Origin of the sequence: Pseudidiomarina sediminum DSM 21906, assembly GCF_000423165.1 — a bacterium.
In the GTDB taxonomy this organism is placed as follows: domain Bacteria; phylum Pseudomonadota; class Gammaproteobacteria; order Enterobacterales; family Alteromonadaceae; genus Pseudidiomarina; species Pseudidiomarina sediminum.
The window spans coordinates 1-19,002 of record NZ_AUHL01000006.1; the positions used below are offsets into that span (position 1 = coordinate 1).

General features: G+C 51.6%; 20 protein-coding genes and 1 rRNA gene. 13 read left to right on the plus strand and 8 right to left on the minus strand.

Annotation, left to right across the window (positions count from 1 at the left end; translation table 11 throughout):
* Window positions 1-8 precede the first annotated feature (8 nt).
* The 3 genes from rrf (at window position 9) to G535_RS0101720 (ending at window position 1,657) form a co-directional block, all read left to right on the plus strand.
* A 5S ribosomal RNA gene (rrf, locus tag G535_RS0101705) occupies window positions 9-123 on the plus strand.
* A gap of 392 nt (window positions 124-515) precedes the next feature.
* Window positions 516-1,082 (plus strand): cytochrome b, encoded by a 567-nt coding sequence (locus tag G535_RS0101715; protein ID WP_026860483.1) that lies wholly within the window; start codon window positions 516-518, stop codon window positions 1,080-1,082.
* On the plus strand, window positions 1,079-1,657 hold the full coding sequence (locus G535_RS0101720; protein ID WP_026860484.1) for a YceI family protein: 579 nt from the start codon (window positions 1,079-1,081) through the stop codon (window positions 1,655-1,657). Before G535_RS0101715 ends, G535_RS0101720 begins: the two co-directional genes overlap by 4 nt.
* 9 nt (window positions 1,658-1,666) lie before the next feature.
* Here G535_RS0101720 and G535_RS0101725 read toward each other — a convergent pair whose 3' ends face one another.
* The 5 genes from G535_RS0101725 to cyaY are packed head-to-tail and all read right to left on the minus strand — an operon-like array spanning window position 1,667 to window position 5,998.
* Window positions 1,667-2,818, minus strand: a complete 1,152-nt coding sequence (locus G535_RS0101725; protein WP_026860485.1) for a heme biosynthesis HemY N-terminal domain-containing protein — start codon at window positions 2,816-2,818, stop codon at window positions 1,667-1,669.
* On the minus strand, window positions 2,815-3,954 hold the full coding sequence (locus G535_RS0101730) for a uroporphyrinogen-III C-methyltransferase (RefSeq protein ID WP_026860486.1): 1,140 nt from the start codon (window positions 3,952-3,954) through the stop codon (window positions 2,815-2,817). Before G535_RS0101730 ends, G535_RS0101725 begins: the two co-directional genes overlap by 4 nt.
* Window positions 3,955-3,957: 3 nt before the next feature.
* Window positions 3,958-4,737, minus strand: coding sequence for a uroporphyrinogen-III synthase (locus tag G535_RS12640; RefSeq protein WP_051206893.1), 780 nt, complete (start codon window positions 4,735-4,737; stop codon window positions 3,958-3,960).
* Complete coding sequence (gene hemC, locus G535_RS0101740) at window positions 4,734-5,675, minus strand: hydroxymethylbilane synthase (RefSeq protein WP_026860487.1); 942 nt, start codon at window positions 5,673-5,675, stop codon at window positions 4,734-4,736. The genes G535_RS12640 and hemC overlap by 4 nt, the downstream gene beginning before the upstream one ends.
* A gap of 2 nt (window positions 5,676-5,677) precedes the next feature.
* On the minus strand, window positions 5,678-5,998 hold the full coding sequence (gene cyaY / locus G535_RS0101745) for an iron donor protein CyaY (protein WP_026860488.1): 321 nt from the start codon (window positions 5,996-5,998) through the stop codon (window positions 5,678-5,680).
* An 86-nt stretch (window positions 5,999-6,084) separates the two neighbouring features.
* Here cyaY and lptM point away from each other — a divergent pair, with 86 nt between their 5' ends.
* From lptM to uvrD, 7 genes are all read left to right on the plus strand, one after another.
* The gene (lptM, locus tag G535_RS14000; protein ID WP_084616751.1) at window positions 6,085-6,249 is read left to right on the plus strand and encodes an LPS translocon maturation chaperone LptM; all 165 of its coding nucleotides are present in this window, start codon (window positions 6,085-6,087) and stop codon (window positions 6,247-6,249) included.
* Window positions 6,246-7,499 carry a diaminopimelate decarboxylase gene (gene lysA, locus G535_RS0101755; RefSeq protein WP_026860489.1) on the plus strand — a complete coding sequence of 418 codons (1,254 nt, stop codon included), beginning with the start codon at window positions 6,246-6,248 and terminating at the stop codon, window positions 7,497-7,499. The genes lptM and lysA overlap by 4 nt, the downstream gene beginning before the upstream one ends.
* Complete coding sequence (gene dapF, locus G535_RS0101760; protein WP_034727333.1) at window positions 7,463-8,317, plus strand: diaminopimelate epimerase; 855 nt, start codon at window positions 7,463-7,465, stop codon at window positions 8,315-8,317. The genes lysA and dapF overlap by 37 nt, the downstream gene beginning before the upstream one ends.
* Window positions 8,314-9,012, plus strand: a complete 699-nt coding sequence (locus tag G535_RS0101765; RefSeq protein WP_026860491.1) for a DUF484 family protein — start codon at window positions 8,314-8,316, stop codon at window positions 9,010-9,012. Before dapF ends, G535_RS0101765 begins: the two co-directional genes overlap by 4 nt.
* A complete protein-coding gene (locus tag G535_RS0101770; protein ID WP_026860492.1) occupies window positions 8,999-9,898 on the plus strand; it encodes a tyrosine recombinase XerC in 900 nt (299 codons plus the stop codon). Before G535_RS0101765 ends, G535_RS0101770 begins: the two co-directional genes overlap by 14 nt.
* 18 nt (window positions 9,899-9,916) lie before the next feature.
* Window positions 9,917-10,633, plus strand: coding sequence for an HAD-IA family hydrolase (locus G535_RS0101775; protein WP_026860493.1), 717 nt, complete (start codon window positions 9,917-9,919; stop codon window positions 10,631-10,633).
* Window positions 10,634-10,715: 82 nt separating this feature from the next.
* Window positions 10,716-12,908 carry a DNA helicase II gene (gene uvrD, locus G535_RS0101780; RefSeq protein ID WP_026860494.1) on the plus strand — a complete coding sequence of 731 codons (2,193 nt, stop codon included), beginning with the start codon at window positions 10,716-10,718 and terminating at the stop codon, window positions 12,906-12,908.
* Here uvrD and rarD read toward each other — a convergent pair.
* Complete coding sequence (gene rarD / locus G535_RS0101785) at window positions 12,884-13,783, minus strand: EamA family transporter RarD (protein WP_026860495.1); 900 nt, start codon at window positions 13,781-13,783, stop codon at window positions 12,884-12,886. The genes uvrD and rarD overlap by 25 nt on opposite strands.
* Window positions 13,784-13,940: 157 nt before the next feature.
* Between rarD and recQ the strand changes: the two genes are divergently transcribed.
* The gene (gene recQ / locus G535_RS0101790; protein WP_026860496.1) at window positions 13,941-15,758 is read left to right on the plus strand and encodes a DNA helicase RecQ; all 1,818 of its coding nucleotides are present in this window, start codon (window positions 13,941-13,943) and stop codon (window positions 15,756-15,758) included.
* Here recQ and G535_RS0101795 read toward each other — a convergent pair.
* Window positions 15,755-16,378 carry a LysE family translocator gene (locus G535_RS0101795; RefSeq protein ID WP_026860497.1) on the minus strand — a complete coding sequence of 208 codons (624 nt, stop codon included), beginning with the start codon at window positions 16,376-16,378 and terminating at the stop codon, window positions 15,755-15,757. The genes recQ and G535_RS0101795 overlap by 4 nt on opposite strands.
* Before the next feature lie 77 nt (window positions 16,379-16,455).
* Here G535_RS0101795 and G535_RS0101800 point away from each other — a divergent pair, with 77 nt between their 5' ends.
* The gene (locus G535_RS0101800; protein ID WP_026860498.1) at window positions 16,456-17,553 is read left to right on the plus strand and encodes a transporter substrate-binding domain-containing protein; all 1,098 of its coding nucleotides are present in this window, start codon (window positions 16,456-16,458) and stop codon (window positions 17,551-17,553) included.
* 6 nt (window positions 17,554-17,559) lie between these two features.
* Here the strand turns inward: G535_RS0101800 and G535_RS0101805 are convergent, their stop codons facing one another.
* A complete protein-coding gene (locus G535_RS0101805; protein ID WP_026860499.1) occupies window positions 17,560-17,937 on the minus strand; it encodes a diacylglycerol kinase in 378 nt (125 codons plus the stop codon).
* Between the two features lie 72 nt (window positions 17,938-18,009).
* Between G535_RS0101805 and G535_RS0101810 the strand changes: the two genes are divergently transcribed.
* Window positions 18,010-18,993 (plus strand): hypothetical protein, encoded by a 984-nt coding sequence (locus G535_RS0101810; RefSeq protein WP_026860500.1) that lies wholly within the window; start codon window positions 18,010-18,012, stop codon window positions 18,991-18,993.
* Window positions 18,994-19,002 lie beyond the last annotated feature (9 nt).

The following is a 19,002-nucleotide window of genomic DNA, read 5'->3' on the forward strand; positions in this document are numbered from 1 at the left end:
AGTTTATGCCTGGCGGCAATAGCGAAGTGGAACCACCTGACCCATTCCGAACTCAGTAGTGAAACGCTTCAGCGCCGATGGTAGTGTGGGGCTTCCCCATGTGAGAGTAGGACACCGCCAGGCTTCAAATAAAAACATCCCTCGTACGAAAGTACGGGGGATTTTTTATTTTGGGTGTTGTGCTACACGAACATGGGCATGTGACAAAATTGCCGGGAGCAATTTTGACCGCTGCGTGCAGCGGCCCGAAGGGCGGAGGGCAGGAGGCCCGGAGTAATGTAGGACACCGCCAGGCTTCAAATAAGAAAAAGCCCTCAGCTAACGCTGGGGGCTTTTTTGTTTCTGGTTCTTCGCTGCTTGCTGCTTGATCAACGAATAACGACTAACGACTAACGACTAACGAATAACGAACAACGAATAACCATCCTATTAAATCGAACACTTCATGCTATTTTTCGCGCTATTCATCCTATAAATAAGAACTAAAATGGACCTCATTGAAACACGAGGTTCTTATGCTACGAAACACCACATCTAGCTATGGCTGGATCGCAATCCTTATTCATTGGCTCTCAGCATTTGCTGTTATTGGCTTGTTTGCGCTTGGCTACTGGATGTTGACCTTAACCTATTATGACCCTTGGTATCGGCTTGGTCCTTGGTGGCACAAGTCCATAGGCATGTTATTGCTGAGTCTAACGCTCGCCCGGCTGGTTTGGCGATTCGTACAGCCCCGACCACAGTTGTCAGGTCGTGCGATCGAACGCTTTGCTGCGCACGCCGGACATACCCTGCTCTATATCCTGCTGTTGGTGACGCTGATCAGTGGTTACTTGATCTCCACTGCTGAGGGGCGCGGTATCGCGGTGTTTGATTGGTTTGAGGTTCCTGCATTTATAACCTCAATACCGCAACAAGCGGATGTTGCCGGGGCGATCCATTGGTATGCAGCGTTAAGCCTCGTTCTACTTGCTACTGGCCATGCTCTTGCAGCTTTATGGCACCACTTTGCGCGTAAGCACAACACCTTGAAGCGAATGCTTGCGCCACAAGAAAACACTTCACTAGGAGATAAACGATGAAAACACTTATGTTAGCCGCTGTGATTGCAGCAACCTTAACCACAGGTATTAGCAACGCAAAAGCCGATGACTATGTGATTGACATTGAAGGCCAGCATGCCTTTATTCAATTCAAAATCAGCCACATGGGATATAGCTGGTTACTCGGCGAGTTCACCGACTTTGAAGGCTCATTTAGCTACGATGAAGCGAACCCAAGTGCTGCTAAGGTGTCGGTAACCATTGATACGAATAGTCTTGATAGTAACCACGCTGAGCGTGATAAGCACTTGCGTGGCGAAGATTTTCTCGATACTGCGAGCTATCCTGAGGCAACCTTTGTATCGACCAGTTATACCCCGAATGAAGATGGCACAGCGGCCTTGACTGGCGATCTTACCCTGCACGGCGTTACCAAGTCGATTACCATTGATGTGAGTGAAGTAGGTGCCGGGAATGATCCTTGGGGCGGCTTCCGTCGCGGTTTCGAGGGCTCAACCACGCTTACGCTAGCGGACTTTGGGATTGATTATGATCTTGGTCCTGCCGCACGGACCGTCGAAATGTACCTATCGATTGAAGGGGTGCGGCAGTAAGGAGCGAAATTAGCGCATGGCCTTTTCGTAGGCATTTAACGCAGCTTGCGAGTTTCCTTCCGCTGCGTAAACGTGCGCTAAATCGAGCCAGACACGTTGTGAAGGCACTAACTCAGAGGCGCGCCGTAGGGCGCGCTCTGCTAATGCCCACTCTTTGGCTTGCATCGCCATTTGTCCCATTGCTTGCAATAGCAGACCATCTTCCGGATGTTTTTTCAGTTGTGTTTGCAGATACTCTCGTAGCTCAACACCCGGCACCAGCAGTTGCTGATCCAGTAACTGTGCCAGTGTGATATCGCCCCGTTTAAGTCCCCGCGCTGCAACTTTGTCGGCAGCATCAAGTTGTTGAAACGTCTTCAGCGCACTGAGATAGGCGGCGCGTATTGGCGCATGACGGCGCTTTTCTCGAGCAAGGGAGCGCCAATGTTCTTCAAGTGCACTCGCGTTGCTACGACCAATGCTTAGGAAATGTTCCCGATAGGCCCGCGTCGTCAGCTGTTCAAGTTCAGTGGCCGTAAGTACCTCTAAGCGCTTGGCGTCCTCTAAACTTGCGATAAGGTCGTCCCAGCGATGTTGCTGCTCGTATACAGCTAGTGTTAAACGTAGCAGTTGTGGGTGCTGTGGATGCGCTTGGCGTAACTGCTTCAACTCGGCAAAGCGTTGCGCAGTGTGTTCAGGGTTTTGCTGAAAGCTAAATAAGACCTCTGCCAGCTGCAGTTGTTCTGGGTTTGGCGTATGGGTCAGCCAATCACGCGCTTGGGCGTAGTCCTGGTTTTGTGCAGCAGCATAGCCAGCAAATAGTGCGACAGTGCCGTCATGGCGTAACTGCCAGCTGCGATTAAAGGCACGCGAGGCATGCACTGAATCACCATTCACTAAAGCTGTAGCGCCTTCAGCAAAGGCTGCTTGCGCTTTGCTTGTGCGCCGTTGTCCGAACCATTTCATGCCCCAAGCCGTGCCTTGGATCAGGCGCATGATAAAGCGCCATAGCACGCGTAAAACGATCAAGGTCAGGGTTAACAGAATGACTGCGGCGACCAAGCTGGTTTGAATGGTGTAGTTGCCTACGGCAATGAGTACGTAACCGGTATTGCCGTCCCAAAGCGGACCAATGAAGAGTCCTGCTACCAAAAGGAGAATGATGATCCATGCATATCTCATGGGCGTGCTCCTGTGGTGACCGCTTGCGCGTGACGGTTCAGAATCGCCAAGCTACGTAGTTGTTCTGGCAGTTTGGGCTGTAACTGCTGATTGCGTAATCGGGTTAACTGTTCGGCTGTCCCGTCGAGCGGCAGTTCGGTTTGCCCGGCAAGCTCGCTAAGCAAGGCAAGCGCTTCAGTTAAGCTGGCTTGAAAGAGGCTGTCACTTTGGCTCAGTGCGGCTTGTTGGGCTAACTGCAGTTGCAGCAAGACACGTTGCTTACTGAGCTCGATAAAGGCTGCTGAAAGCTGCGGAGTAATGGGTTTGCTGCGATGTTGCACTTGGATCAATTGCTGAAATAGCTTGCCCATACTGGCTTTAAAGTGTTGGTACCAAGGCGCGTCTGCAGGGGTGGCAATCGCCTCGCTTACTAGGCTCGGTTGCACCATCTGCCAGTCTTGCTGCATTAAGTTGGCGCGTAAGCTGCTGAGGGTCATTGCGACCTGTAAATGTTGATCGACGGCGATGCTATTGAGTGCGACTTTGTCATCATTAATCGCTTGGCGTGCGGCTTGGTAGGCCGGATTATTGAGTGCCGCCAAATGGGTATCGGCCAGCGTTAGTAACTGTAGCGCTAACGGCGGTTTTTGGTCGATGTAGACTTTGTTGCTGGCCTGTTCAACCAATTGTCGAGCTTCGATCACACGCCATGCGGTCGCCTGTGACACATCTAGTCCTGCCAGCTCAGCTTGAACCGCTTGTACAGCGCGTTGCAAATCGCTTTGCTCTTGCGCTTGTTGACTGACGGCTCGGCGTAAGCCTTGTTCTGTGTGTTGTAGTTGTTGCTCGATCTGACTTGGTAATTGTTGTTGCTGACGCTTAAGCTGTGTGAGTTCATCGTTTAATGCACTCAACTGGGTCGCTTGGGATTGTGCCTGTTGTTGCAGTTGTTGATTGGTCGCGAGCAGATCTTGGTAAACATAGCGGTACCCGAGCCAGCCTGCGGCAACACTCGCAATGACGAACAAGCTAATAATGATCCAAGCGATAGGCAGGCCGCGCTTCTCACGCTGTGTAGCGTTGGTGCTGCTTTCTTGCGTGTCTTCAGCAACGGTCTCTTCTGCTGGCATTGTTAAGTCTTTGGATTCGTTCGACATGGATTAGACTTCCTTTGTTAATTGCAGGGTGCGCTGCCATGCTTCTACCATAGCAAAACTTGCCGCACTATCGGCAACACTTGCGTTGTGTTGCATCGCGGTGGGTAACAACTGCTTTAATCGTTCACTGGCGACAACCCATTGACAGCTCGTCAACCAAGGTAAAGCTTCACTAGGAACTTGCGCAAGGAAAGCACCAAGTTGTTCGGCACTACTGACCAAAATGGTATCCACGCGTTGTTGCCAGTGTTGTAATTGATCTGCTGGGAAGGTTTTCGTGATCCGCTGATACACCTCAAGGTATTCAATCTGAGCGCCGCGCGCGCGCATGGTATCGGCGAACAACTCTCGCCCACCATGGCCGCGAACGATCAGCCAGCGTTGATCTTTGACCTGTTGCAACTCGGGTAGTTTTAACAACGCGTCACTGTTGTGCTCACGCCATGGGCAGGTAACCGGTTGCTGCACAACGTTGGCAATCGCCGCCGCCGAAACTGGACCGACGGCATACCAACGACAGCGCGGAAGCGCGTAACCCGGTGCCCACGCTTGCGCTTGCTGCGCAAAGTATTGGGCGGCGTTGACACTCACCATTAATGCTCCGTCCCACGGCTGCGAGAGGATTTCGATCAAGCTATGCGCAGGATCGTCATAACCTTGGATCGCAAGCATACTGGCACTTTCGATAGTGACTGGTATGCGCCCTGCTGCGGCTTGTCGCTGCAACATCTGTTCCAGCTCATCGGCTTGCGCAGGGGGACGAAGGATTAACAGGTGTTTCATGAGTGCAGTTCATTCTCCGCATAAACTTCAGTGAGAATTTTGCCCGCCCCACGCGACAACAGATAATCAGCAAGCTCAATACCAAGCTGCTCAGCATCATCGCGATGACCGCGGATCTCACCTTCAATAATTTCACTGCCATCAGGTCGTCCAACGAGGCCGCGTAGATACACTTCGTCGCCTTCAAGTACGGCATAGGCGCCAATAGGTACCTGACAGCCACCTTGCAAGCGCCGGTTCATCGCACGTTCGGCTAACACACAGCTGCGGGTGGTTGGGCAAGTCAAAGGAGCCAACAAGGCTTTGGTTTGCGTATCGTCACTACGACACTCAATGCCGAGTACGCCCTGGCCATTTGCTGGTAAACAAATATCTTCGGGTAGACGTTGGCGAATACGTTCAGCTAAGTCCAAACGAATCAGTCCAGACGCGGCTAAAATAATGGCATCAAACTGACCATCGTCGAGTTTACCCAACCGAGTTTGTACATTACCGCGTAAGTCGTGTACCACTAAATGTGGGTACCGCGCCAAAATTTGACACTTGCGGCGCAAGCTACAGGTACCGACGATGGCGCCTTCAGGCAGCTCGTCTAACGAAAAATAGTGGTTCGAGACGAAAGCATCACGCGGATCTTCACGTTCGCAAATACCAAAAAGCTCAAGCCCTGGTGGAAACTCGACGGGCAGATCCTTCATTGAGTGCACCGCCAAATCGGCGCGCCCTTCAAGCATGGCGACTTCGAGCTCTTTTACGAATAAGCCCTTCCCACCGATTTTGGCTAATGGGGTATCCAGAATAATGTCGCCTTTGGTGCTCATCGGCAACAGCTCAACGGTTAACCCGTCATGCAGTGCTTCAAGGCGTGCTTTAATATGCTCTGCCTGCCACATAGCCAAGAGGCTTTTACGTGTGGCGATGCGTAATGTAGTGCTCATGCTTACTCCGCTGTTAGCGTGATCGACTGTTCTGCTTGCTTGCTGCCTGACTCGGTCAATAATTCCCACAGCTCGGCACCCGTGCGATTATCAATCCACTGGCCGTCACGGTATTCAAAGTGATGACCATTGAATTTGGTGGCAACCCACAGCTGTTGTAATGGTGGCTGTTTGTTAATTACCATCACGGTGCGGTTTGGGAAGGTAATTTCTAACAGGTCGCCGTCACACTCGCTATCGATATCGAGACCGGTGTTCTCAAAAGCCGCTTCAATGGCCCAAATAGTCGCTTCGGCGAGTTCATGATACTCGTTGTCGTGCATGTCAACTCCTGATAATGACATTTGTGCGCTTCAATGCGATGATAGACGCACAATAAAATTGCAATTTACAAGGGTACAGTTTACCGATGTTTAAGCTGAAAGTAATGCGTCCGATCATTGTAGCAGCTAGCTTGACCTTGGTCGCCTGTGGACAAAAAGGTCCATTGGAGATGCCGCCGCCGGCGGAGAAGAATCAGCCATCGACAGCTGCGGCCTCCCAACTACTACAGGATAGCGAAGTTACATCATGAGTTTTACCTATCAAGGCAACCAATTATTTGCTGAAGACTGCGCCATTGCCGACTTGGCCAAGCAGTACGGCACCCCTTTATTTGTTTACTCGAAAGCCGCAATTATCGAAAACTGGCAGCAGTTTGCGGCACATTGGCCAGCGCCTCATAAACTTTGCTACGCAGTCAAAGCAAATTCAAACATTGCCGTTTTGAATGTGCTGGCGCGATTAGGCGCAGGTTTTGACATTGTCTCAGGTGGTGAGCTTGCACGCGTTTTGGCGGCGGGTGGCAAGGCCAAAGATGTGGTGTTTTCTGGCGTCGGTAAAAGCCGTGAAGAAATTGCCTATGCGTTGGAGCAAGGTATCGGCTGCTTTAACGTCGAATCAGCAGCAGAGCTGGAGCGGATTCAAGCCGTGGCGGCCGAGCAAGGTTGTGTGGCACCTATTTCATTGCGGGTGAATCCTGATGTTGACGCGCAAACACATCCTTATATCGCGACGGGTTTAAAGGCCAACAAGTTTGGGATTGCGATGAGCGATGCCCGCGAGGTGTTCCGTCGCGGTGCCCAACTGCCAAACCTTGATATGCGAGGTGTGGATTGTCATATCGGCTCACAAATTCTTTCTGCACAGCCATTTATGGATGCTTCAGAGCGAATGTTCGCGTTGATCCGTGACTTGCGCGCCGAAGGTATTCAAATCACCCACCTCGATATGGGCGGTGGTTTTGGAATTCCATATCAGCATGAAGCCAAGCTAGATGTGAGTGGTTACTTACAATCATTACAAGAGCGCGCTAAAGAAATGGGTGATCTCACCCTGATGTTAGAGCCAGGCCGCTCGATTGTCGGCAATACCGGCGTGATGGTCACTAAGGTTGAGTACTATAAGCCGGGTAGCGAGAAAAACTTCCTCTTGGTTGATGCCGGGATGAACGATTTACTTCGGCCATCGCTCTATAACGCCTACCATGACATCGTTGCCGTGCAACGTCATGAGGGTCTTGATGAACCGCTCGTTGATGTGGTTGGCCCCGTATGTGAAACCGGCGATTTCTTCGGTCATGCCCGCCACTTAGCGGCTGAAGAAGGTGATTTACTGGCGGTAATGAATGCAGGCGCCTATGGTTTTACGATGGCCTCTAATTACAACACTCGGCCACGTGCTGCCGAAGTGATGGTGCACGGCGCGAGCGCAACACTCATTCGTGAGCGTGAGCCACTTGAAAGTTTATGGCAAGGGGAACATTTACTCGGAGAGGATGCGTGAACTTTAGCAAAATGCATGGGTTAGGTAATGATTTCATGGTCATTGATAACGTAACCCAAACGATTTATGTGAATCCTGAGCAGATCCGTCAGTGGGCGGATCGCCACCGTGGGATTGGCTTTGATCAATTGCTACTGGTCGAGCCGCCGTACGACCCTGATCTAGATTTTCATTATCGTATTTTTAATGCAGATGGCAGTGAAGTGGCGCAATGCGGTAATGGCGCGCGCTGTTTTGCCTTGTTTGTCCGGCATAAGGGCTTGAGTAACAAGCATCATTTGCGGGTCAGCACCAAAGCTGGGCAACTGGTATTGCACCATGAACGTGACGGACGTATCACCGTCGAAATGGGGATGCCGTTGTTTGCTCCCAGCGCGGTTCCGTTCAAAGCGAACAAAGAAGAACTGACCTATATTTTGCGGGTACAAGAGCAGACCGTGTTATGCGGTGTGATGGGGCTAGGAAACCCACATTGTGTAACCGAAGTGGAAGATATTTATCATGCGCCCGTTGCTGTGCTTGGGAAAGCGCTTGCCACCCATGAGCGTTTCCCTGAAGGGGTGAACGCTGGCTTTATGCAAATTATGAGCCGTGATCACATTAAGTTGCGCGTGTATGAGCGCGGCACGGGGGAAACTCAAGCCTGTGGTAGTGGTGCTTGCGCAGCGGCGGTCATTGGCATGCGCCAAGGCAAGCTGGATGATACTGTGCGTGTCGAGCTTCCTGGCGGTAGCTTAACCATCCGTTGGCAGCCTGGTCAGCCAGTACGTATGACAGGGCCGGCGGAGCATGTTTTTGATGGACATATGAAATTATGAGTACCGAAGCAAAAAAATGCGTGCCCGATGCTGTTGTAGATGACAGCCTCATCGCCGCTTATTTGGAAGAGAACCCTGACTTTTTTGATCGTCACCCACAGTTGCTACAGCACTTGTCGGTACGCCACCAAAGTAAAGGTGCGGTGTCTTTGGTCGAACGGCAACAGCAAGTGCTACGTCAGCGGGTACAGCAGCTCGAAGAGGAAATTACAGAGCTGATGGTGACCGCTCGGCGCAACGAAGAGTTGTTTCGCTATTTCAGTGAGCTCTATGTGAAGTTGTTACAGAGCCGCTCGATTGATGAGGTAATGGATAGCCTACAACTGACGTTTTCTGAGCAGTTGCAAATGCCCGCCTTAACCTTGAAGTTTTTTGACAGTCCACTTGATTTAGAAGCTCAGTTTACTTTCGCTGCAGACACTCACAAGCAGCTGTTAAGTAAACGTTTTCAAGAAGACAGTATTTACTTAGGGCGGTTAACGCGGGACGAGCAACGACTGCTGTTTCAGGATGAAAACATTGGCTCGGTGGTACTGTTGCTGTTAGGTGAGCAAGGCGAACTTGGCATGCTGGCGATTGGCAATCATGACGCGGGCCATTTTGAGCCAGCCATGGACACCTTATTGGTAAAACAGCTGCAAGTGCTGTTAAGCCTGATCCTGCCACCGCTGTTAAACCATCATGAAACTGCTTGATGTCCGGCAAAAATTCCTCAATCATCTTGCTGGCGAGCGCGGTTTAGCAGAACACACTCTCGCCAACTATGGTCGCGTCTTGCAGCACGACATCGAACAGTTGGAGCTACTAGGGGCGACCTCCCTCGCTGAGGTGACCCTACCTGTTTTTGAGCGCCTGTTTATGGACTGGCGCCGTGCAGGCTTAGGTGATGCTTCTCTGGCGCTGCACCTCTCAGCTTGGCGGACCTGTTTTGATTACTGTATTCGGCAAAGCTGGCGCTTTGATAACCCCGCGCGCCAAATCAAAGCCCCGAAAGCGGCGAAACGTCTGCCCAAAAATCTTGATGTGGATAGTATTAGTCAACTTTTGCAACTGCCTGAAGATGACGAGCTGGCGTTACGCGACGCGGCGATGATGGAGCTGTTGTATGGCAGTGGTCTACGCTTAGCGGAGTTAGTTGCCTTAGATATTGATGGGATTAATCCGCGTCACCAAGAGCTACGGGTGCTGGGTAAGGGCTCAAAAGTACGGATCGTGCCCTATGGTCGTTGCGCCGCTGCGGCGTTAAAAAAGTGGCTCCCCGTCCGTAGCCGTTGGTTGCAAGGCAACCTTACTGAGGTGGCCTTGTTTATCAGTCAACGCCAGCAACGCATTAGTCCTCGGACGGTGCAACAACGGTTGAATCATTGGGGGAAACTGCAAGGTCTCAAAGGTAATCTGCATCCGCATAAGCTGCGTCACTCCTTTGCCTCACATATGTTAGAATCGAGCGGTGATTTGCGCGCGGTGCAAGAACTGTTGGGCCACGCCAATTTGAGTACCACGCAAGTGTACACCCACTTAGACTTTCAGCATTTGGCGAAAGTGTACGATGCTGCGCACCCGCGAGCACGTAAGAAGTAACCGGAGTTTTCAGTTGTGATGCAGTTTTTCCGCCGCCTCAAGCCTGTTCAAGCTTTAAGTTTTGATCTTGACGATACCCTTTATGACAATGTTCCTGTAATGGAACGTGCAGAACGCGAAGCTTATCACGCATTATGTGAGTATTATCCACAGGCAGGCCAGTGGAGTCAGCAACAATGGGCTGATTTGCGTCATCGGCTGATGCAAACTGACCCCAATTTGGCGGCCGACATGACAGCTTTGCGGCTGGCGACACTGGAGCAAGGTTTGCTGCAGCTAGGCACTGAAGCGCAACAGGCTCGACAAGGAGCAGAGCAGATCTTTGCGACCTTTTTGCGCCATCGCAACAACGTTCAGGTTAGCGCTGAGACCCACCAGCTCTTGGCTGAGCTGGCACAGCGCTATCCATTGATTGCCTTGAGTAATGGTAATGTCGACACTGCGGCAATAGGTTTAGCGGAGTACTTTGCGCTGGTCGTGCAACCGGGGCAAGGCATCCGCGGTAAGCCTCATGGTGATATGTTTGCCGTGGCGACAGAAACTTTTCCACAGATCCCCGCCTCTGCGTGGTTACATGTTGGTGATAGTCCACATGCTGACGTGTTTGGTGGGCAGCGCTTTGGTTGGCAAACGGCTTGGTATCGGCAGGGCTTGTACCAAGCAGATACCTTATCGGTATTGCCGACCGTTGCATTCGATTCTTTGCAGCAATTGCGTGCGCTGCTGCTCGACTAACTGGTTGCATATACAGTAGTCGCCCTTTAAACTGACGTCTCAAACGGCAGTGATTTTTCGACTTTGACCTCATGGATTTGATATGACACAGCACCCTTTGCTTGAGCAACTGAACGACAAACAGCGCGCAGCAGTGAGTGCGCCAGAGCGCCATATGTTGGTGTTGGCGGGCGCCGGCAGTGGTAAAACGCGGGTGTTAGTGCATCGTATTGCGTGGCTCATGCAAGAGGTTCAGCTTTCGCCGTACAGCATTATGGCCGTTACCTTTACCAATAAGGCCGCAGCTGAAATGCGAGGGCGTGTTGAGGAACTGATGGGAAGCTCAACCCGAGCAATGTGGATTGGTACCTTTCACGGGCTCGCGCATCGCCTATTACGGGCGCATTATTTGGACGCTAAGTTACCGCAGAACTTCCAGATCTTAGATAGTGATGATCAACAGCGTATGATTAAGCGCATCATGCGCAGCCTGAACCTTGATGAAAAGCGTTGGTCGCCGAAGCAAGCTATGTGGTTTATCAATGCAAAGAAAGATGAAGGCTTGCGACCGCACCATATCGACGGTTATGACTTTAATGAACGCACTTACAAAGAAATCTATGACGCCTACCAAGTTGCCTGTGATCGTGCCGGCCTGGTAGATTTTGCCGAATTGCTGTTGCGCGCGCATGAGTTGCTGCGTGATAACAGTATTGTGCGCGAGCATTATCAACGTCGTTTCCGCCATATTTTGGTGGACGAGTTCCAAGATACCAACGCCATTCAATATGCTTGGGTCAAATTGCTGTCTGGTGGCGGAGAGAGTACCGATAACTTTGTCACCATCGTCGGTGATGATGATCAGTCTATTTATGGCTGGCGTGGCGCTAAAATAGAGAATATTCATCAGTTTACGCGTGACTTTCCGAACGTTGAAACCATTCGTTTGGAGCAAAACTATCGTTCTACCAACACTATTTTGAGTGCTGCCAATAGCGTCATCGCCAACAACAGTGATCGTCTCGGCAAAGAGTTGTGGACAGAGGGTGGCGATGGTGAGCCGATTGATCTCTATGCTGCCTACAACGAAATGGATGAAGCACGCTATATTGCCGGTCAGATTGAATCGTGGCACGAGCAAGGCAATGCCTTAACTGATGTGGCGCTGCTGTACCGTAGTAACGCGCAATCGCGGGTGCTCGAAGAAGCCTTATTGCATGCCCGTATTCCTTACCGTATCTATGGCGGATTGCGCTTCTTTGACCGTCAAGAAGTCAAGGATGCGCTGAGTTACTTACGTTTGTTGGTGAATCGCAATGATGATGCTGCCTTTGAGCGGGTCATCAATACCCCAACCCGCGGTATTGGCGCGCGCACCTTAGATATCGTTCGTGACGGGGCGCGGCAGCGCAGTATTCCGCTTTGGGATGCCGCGAAACAGTTAGCCAATGAAAAGGTGCTAACTGGGCGTGCGGCCAATGCGGTATTGGCATTTATCGACTTGATGGATACGCTTGAAGACGACACCGCAGACTTTAGCTTGGGTCGCCAAGTGGATACCGTGATTAAAAACAGTGGCTTGATGGCGATGTATCAGGCTGAAAAAGGCGAAAAAGCCGAAACTCGGGTTGAGAACTTAAAAGAGCTGGTTAACGCGTGCGATAACTTTGACCAGTTTGATAATGCTGTGAATGAAGAGCTCACCCCACTGAACGCGTTTTTGGCGCATGCTGCCCTCGAGTCGGGTGAAGAGCAAGCTGACGAACACCAAGATGCGGTGCAGTTGATGACGTTGCACAGCGCTAAGGGGCTAGAGTTCCCGTTGGTGTTCATGTGCGGTGTCGAAGAAGGTTTATTCCCTTCACAGCAGTCGCTAGATGAATCTGGCCGGCTCGCTGAAGAGCGCCGCTTGTGCTACGTCGGCATGACTCGCGCGATGCAAAAGCTGGTGATAACTTACGCCGAACAGCGACGTATTTATGGCAAAGAGATGCTGCATCGCGCCAGTCGTTTTATCGCAGAAATCCCCCCTGAAAATCTGCATCATGTACGCATGGTAAGCCGTTCACAGGCCGATACGACACCAGCGATGGGGCGCTTTCATAGTGGCGCTAGTCATGAGGCCTTTGCGGAAACCGGTTACCAGCTCGGGCAACGGGTGCGCCACACCAAATTTGGTGAGGGCACCGTGTTGAATTACGAAGGCAGTGGTGCACAAAGCCGTATTCAAATCAATTTTGACGATGTCGGCAGCAAGTGGTTGGTGGTGGCTTACGCGCGCTTAGACCGCTGTTGATGGACTAAGCTATCGATACTATAGAGTGCCAAAGCGAACCAAATAATGGCGAAAGTAATCAGCTTGTCTGCCGCTAAGGGTTCGCCGTACACCCATACTGCCAGCACAAACATGAGGCTCGGGCCGATATACTGGAAAAAGCCTAAGGTGGCATAACGAATACGCTGTGCTGCAGCGGTGAAACATAATAACGGCGCTGTCGTAACGACACCTGCAGCAATCAATAACAGGTTCAAGTTCCAGCTGTTTGCAGTCATATCGCTCGCCGGAGAGTCGGCGAAAAACAGTAAGTAAGCGAGTACCAACGGCGCCAAAATAGCAGTTTCAAGCCAAAGACCTGTCATGGAGTCCACCGGCAAACGTTTACGAATGGCGCCATAAATAGCAAAGCTACAGGCCAGAGCGAGTGCCACCCAAGGCACTGAGCCAAATGATACCACCTGAATCAACACCCCCGTGACCGCCAACAAGATGGCCACCAGTTGCACTTTACGCATACGTTCACCGAAGACCACCATACCAATGGCGACGTTTAACAACGGATTGATGTAATAACCTAAGCTGGCGTCGAGAATATGATCGTTATTGATGGCCCAGATGAACAAAAACCAATTGCCACCGAGCAAAAAGGTTGCGATGGTCAAACGGATCATTTGCGAGCGATTGGTGAGCACCGGCTTGATGCGGTGAAAACGACCAAGACCGACGATCAAAATGAGCACCAGCACAAACGACCAGAGAATTCGGTGGCTGAGGATCTCAAGTGCAGGCACCTGCTGCAGCCATTTGAAATAAATTGGCGCGATACCCCACATGGTATAGGCGGCAATAGCAAAAAATACCCCTTGGCGACTGCGCTTAGCGTCATCGGTCATGTGGCGAACTCTCTTTGGTTGAGCGGAACTAAAATTGTGCGAAAACTATACTGTTACCACGCAGAATTGTCGGAAATACCAGCTTGGCGGTGGTGCTGAATGCGTGGGATGCATACAATAGAGCTAATTTCATTCACGTGCAATCGGAGTCGTAGAAATGACCGCAGCCGCGCTGTCAAAAGTCCTTGCCGATGTTTTTGGTTATGCCGCATTTCGGCAAGGCCAAGAGCAAGTGATCGCAGCGGTCATGGAGGGTAAAGATGCGCTGGTGTTGATGCCCACTGGTGGTGGTAAATCGCTGTGTTATCAGTTGCCGGCAGTTATTGGTAAGGGCGTGACGCTGGTCATTTCGCCTCTGATATCACTGATGCAAGACCAAGTGCAAAGCCTTCAAACCATGGGGGTTGCCGCCGCAGCCTTGCATAACGGCCTCACTCAAGAACAGCAGCAACAGGTACAACAGCAAGCAGCCGCGGGGGCATTGCGGTTATTGTATGTAAGCCCTGAGCGTGCGTTGTTGCCCTTTTTTATGCGGCAATTACAGCAATGGCAGGTCGATTTAGTCGCCATAGACGAAGCACACTGTATTTCGCAGTGGGGGCATGACTTTCGTCCTGAATATGGGCAATTGGCACAGCTGCGTGAGGCCCTACCCCAAGTTCCTTTTATGGCATTAACCGCCACTGCTGACGCCGCGACCGAAGCTGATATCGTACAACGCCTGCACTTGCATGCGCCGGTGATTTACAAAAGCTCATTTGACCGCCCGAATATTCGCTATATCGTTGAAGAAAAATTCAAACCGCAAAAGCAGTTGCGTGATTATATTGCGCGACAAAAAGGTGCGTCAGGCATTGTGTATTGCGGTAGTCGCAAGCGCGTCGACGAGCTCGCCGAACGCCTGCGCCAAGACGGTATTCGCGCGGCGGGTTACCACGCGGGTATGGATCACGATGAGCGTGACTATGTGTTACGAGGCTTTGTGCGTGATGACATTGATGTCGTGGTCGCCACCGTTGCCTTTGGTATGGGAATTAACAAGCCTAACGTACGCTTTGTCGTGCATTTCGACGTGCCGCGTAGCATTGAAGCTTACTATCAAGAAACTGGCCGCGCTGGGCGTGACGGGTTACCTGCAGAAGCCCTGCTACTCTACGACCCGAGTGATGCTGGCTGGATCCGCAGCATGATTAACGAGCATCCGGACGAGCAACGTCGCCAAGTGGAACTGCATAAGTTTGGCGCAATGCAAGCGCTTGGTGAAGCGCAAACCTGCCGCCGCTTGGTGCTGTTGAACTACTTCAATGAGTTTCGTGATGAGAGCTGTGGCAACTGTGACATATGTCTTGATCCACCACGTCAATACGATGGCACGGTTGATGCTCAGAAGGTTTTAAGCTGTATCTATCGTGTCGGCCAGCGTTTTGGTGCGAACCATGTCATCGATGTATTGCGGGGAAGCCAATCGCAGCGGCTGACCGCGTTAGGCCATGAGCAACTGTCGACATTTGGTATTGGTGCTGACCAAAGCCAAGCCTATTGGTTGGGGATTATTCGCCAATTGATTCATCGTGGCTTGGTGATTCAGAATATTCAGCACTATGGTACCTTGCAGCTGACTGCAGCGGCGCGCCCAGTGCTGCGTGGTGAAGTACCGCTAAGTTTAGCGGAGCCGCGCTTGAACCTGGCGGTGAGTAAGCCTCGCGTTACAGACCGCGCGGACTATGACAAGTTGCTATTTCGTCGCTTACGCACGTTACGCAAGAGCATTGCCGATGCTGAAGAGAAACCACCTTTTGTGGTCTTTAACGACGCAACGCTGGTTGAAATGGCGGTGCACTACCCAACGGATGAACAAAGTATGTTGATGATTTCTGGGGTGGGGCAAACCAAGTTTGAACGCTATGGCGCCGCCTTTATCGACGCCATTACCGCGTACCTTGATGCGGAAGATGAGCCAGCCTTACAGTTTTAGAGGGCTGGCGCGAAGTAGTAGTGCCAAAGGTCGAGTAGAACTGGAATGATCGAGGCGACCAGCACGAGTCCCATTGCAATATTGAAGCTCCGCTGCAACAGCGGTTTGGTGAGCAGCCGCTTTAACAGTTTGCCAAATAGCAACCACGCGCCCACACAGGGAAAGGCCATCAGTAAGAAGGCTAAACTAATGAGTAGCACTTCCATCAGTTGATTGCCGGTGACGGTTGTATACGCGGCCACTGCTCCCGACGCCATCATCCATGCCTTGCCATTAACCCATTGAAAAAGCACCGCTTGCCAGAAGGTAAAGGCTTTCTTGTGTCCTGCTTGAATTGCTTTCGTTGCGGCGCTGGCAATATGCCACGCGAGCCAAATCAGATAGGCAACGCCGATTACTTTGATGAGTTGGTGCAAATTGGGGTAGCGTTCAAACACCACGCCGAAACCAAGTCCTACCAATAGCACCATGATGGGAAAGCCAATACAAATCCCCAAAAAGTGCGGCATGCTGGCACGGACACCGTAGTTCACGCCGGAGGACATGATCATAACGTTATTTGGACCTGGCGTGATGGTCGTTGAAAAGGCAAAAAACAGCACCGCGAGAAATAGTTCCATAATCCACCCATTTTAGCTGAGGGCTGTATACTCATAAGTAGTTTGCCCCTAGAACTTAAAAATAACAAGGAGAGAACATGTTTCATTGGGTTAGCAAAGCACTGGTTTGGGTGCTTGTTCTCAGTGTCAGTTTACCGAGCTTCGCGCAGTCGACACCATCAGCGGATGCCTCCGCAGAAACTCCGTTAAAAGTTGCGGTACGTATTAGTCCGCCATTTGTCACGCAAGATGCTGCCGGCAACTATGAAGGCTTAACGATAGCGTTGTGGGAGCACATTGCAGCCACCAATGGCTACAACTACACCTATGTTGATGTCGCTTTAGATGAGCTTATAAATGGCGTCGCCAGCAGAGACTACGATGTTGGTTTAGGCGCGGTCTCGGTGACCGCAGAGCGCGAACGCGCCATCGACTTTACTTTGCCGTTTTACAATGCAGGTCTTGGTATTGCCGTACCAGCCTCGCAGGAGGCCAGTTGGTGGACCTTGTTGAAAGCCTTTGTCAGCCTTGAGTTTCTGACGGTATTGCTGGCGCTGGTCAGTATCTTATTGTTGGCGGGTTGGTTAGTTTGGCTTGCGGAACGTCGTCGTAACCCTGAGGAATTCAGTCAGACCTCAATGCGTGGTATCGGTGCGGGTTTTTGGTGGGCTGCCGTCACCATGACGACGGTGGGCTATGGTGATAAGTCACCGCGCACGACCGCTGGACGCGTGGTGGGACTGGTCTGGATGTTTACCAGTGTGATTATTATTTCGAGCTTCACGGCCTCGATCACCTCGGCATTGACCGTCAACAAGCTGGCTTCAAAAGTACAAAATAAAGATGACCTTGCCAGTGTACGCGTGGCCAGTGTTCCTAGCTCTTACAGCGCGTACTGGCTGGACCGCGAGCATATTGGCTATCAGCAGTATCCGACGCTTAACGCTGCATTGACTGCCGTGAGTGAAGGGAAAGCCGACGCGGTCGTTTACGATGGGCCGCTGGTGAAGTACCAGCTGCGGAAATACTTTTCTGGTTTGTCGGTACTGCCAGAGAACTTCGCGCCGCAAGATTATGCGTTGGTGTTGCCGGAACGCGCGGAGCGCCGGGAAGCGATCAACCGTGCGTTATTGCAGTACGTGCGCAGCGCTGAGTGGCGGCAGATGGTCAATAGCTACCTTGGTGATAACCTCTAAAGGTTCTCACCAAAGGCTGACCAGTTGCGGCCAGAGAATAATGACCCAGGTGATTATGATCAGCAGCAGGGTAAACATCACTGCTGCTGATGCAATATCTTTGGCTTTGCCACTTAACTCGTGTAACTCGGGGCTGATACGGTCAACCGTGGCTTCAATCGCAGAGTTGAGCAACTCGACGATCAGTAACAGCATGACCGGCAGAATTAACAGTGCTTTTTCCACCGGCGTGGCACCGCAATAAAGAGCTAATGGAATAAGCACGATGGCAAGCAGGGAGTCTTGTCGCACAGCTGCTTCAGACTGCAACGCCAGCCGCATACCGCGCAAGGAATTGACCGTTGCACGGACAATACGCATCATGCCTTTTTGTGGTGGTTTCATGTGGTTACTTTTCGTTTCAGTGAGATGGTGTACAGTGTAATACATCATAAGACTTAAGAGTGACTTAACTTTATGGCACAAAGTAATCATTGGCAACTGATCCCATTTGAGAACTTTGAGCGCCCATCAGCGCCGGCAAGCACCGTCATACAACAAGCATGGTCGCATGTTCGGACGTTATTTGGCCGTACCGACAGCGACGAAACAGAGGATGTCGCGCAAGACTTTCCGCACTATCGTGAGTTTGCATTGCCGCCCGCTGTAGCTGCCATCGATGCCGCTTGGCAAGAAGCGACGGACGCGCCGCGTGTACGTTTTGTGATTAGTGCGCCGTTTAGTGGCACTGGCGCGGTCTTGCGCGCGTGGGCCGAACAGCACCACTACCGGACGATTACGCCACCTTCTATCGCGCAACTCAGTAGTGCCGATACCGAGCTGTGGTGGCAGCAACAGCAGGTAGGTGATAGGCCATGGTTAATGGATGAGTTCTCTTCCTTTTGGCTACGCACCACCGAGCATTTAGCCTTTGTGCGGGCCTTGTTACCGCGCCTGTTACGTGGTGAGCTGGGGCAAGGCGTGGTGGTGATAGATAGTTGGACCTATGCTTTTTTGCAGCGTGCTTGGCCGCTAGCGCTGCCCCATTGTTATTGTTTCGCCGCAGCGACACCAGAGTTGTTGCAACAAGTCGGTATCACTGCCAGTGATAAACAGCTCCGGAAGTTGACGGCGCAGGCGCGAGGCAATCTTGGCGTCGCGTTAGCCTTGTGGGCGGTGGCTCAAAGCAGTGACAAGCGCGCGCCGAGTTTACCGAGTGAGGCCGACGATAGCACCGCGTTTATTTTATATAGTTTGCTGTTGCATCATGGTTTGCAAGGTGAGCATTTGCAGTGGGTTCTGCCCATGCTGGCGGCGGACCAATTGGACGTACAACTGTTACGGCTGCAACAGCATGGCGTGGTGGAATACGACGATCAGGTTTGGCGTGTGACCGCCTATGCCTACCGTGAGGTCCGTGATTTTCTGAGCGGGCGCGGCTATTGGCTGGATGCATTCTAGGAGCAGGGC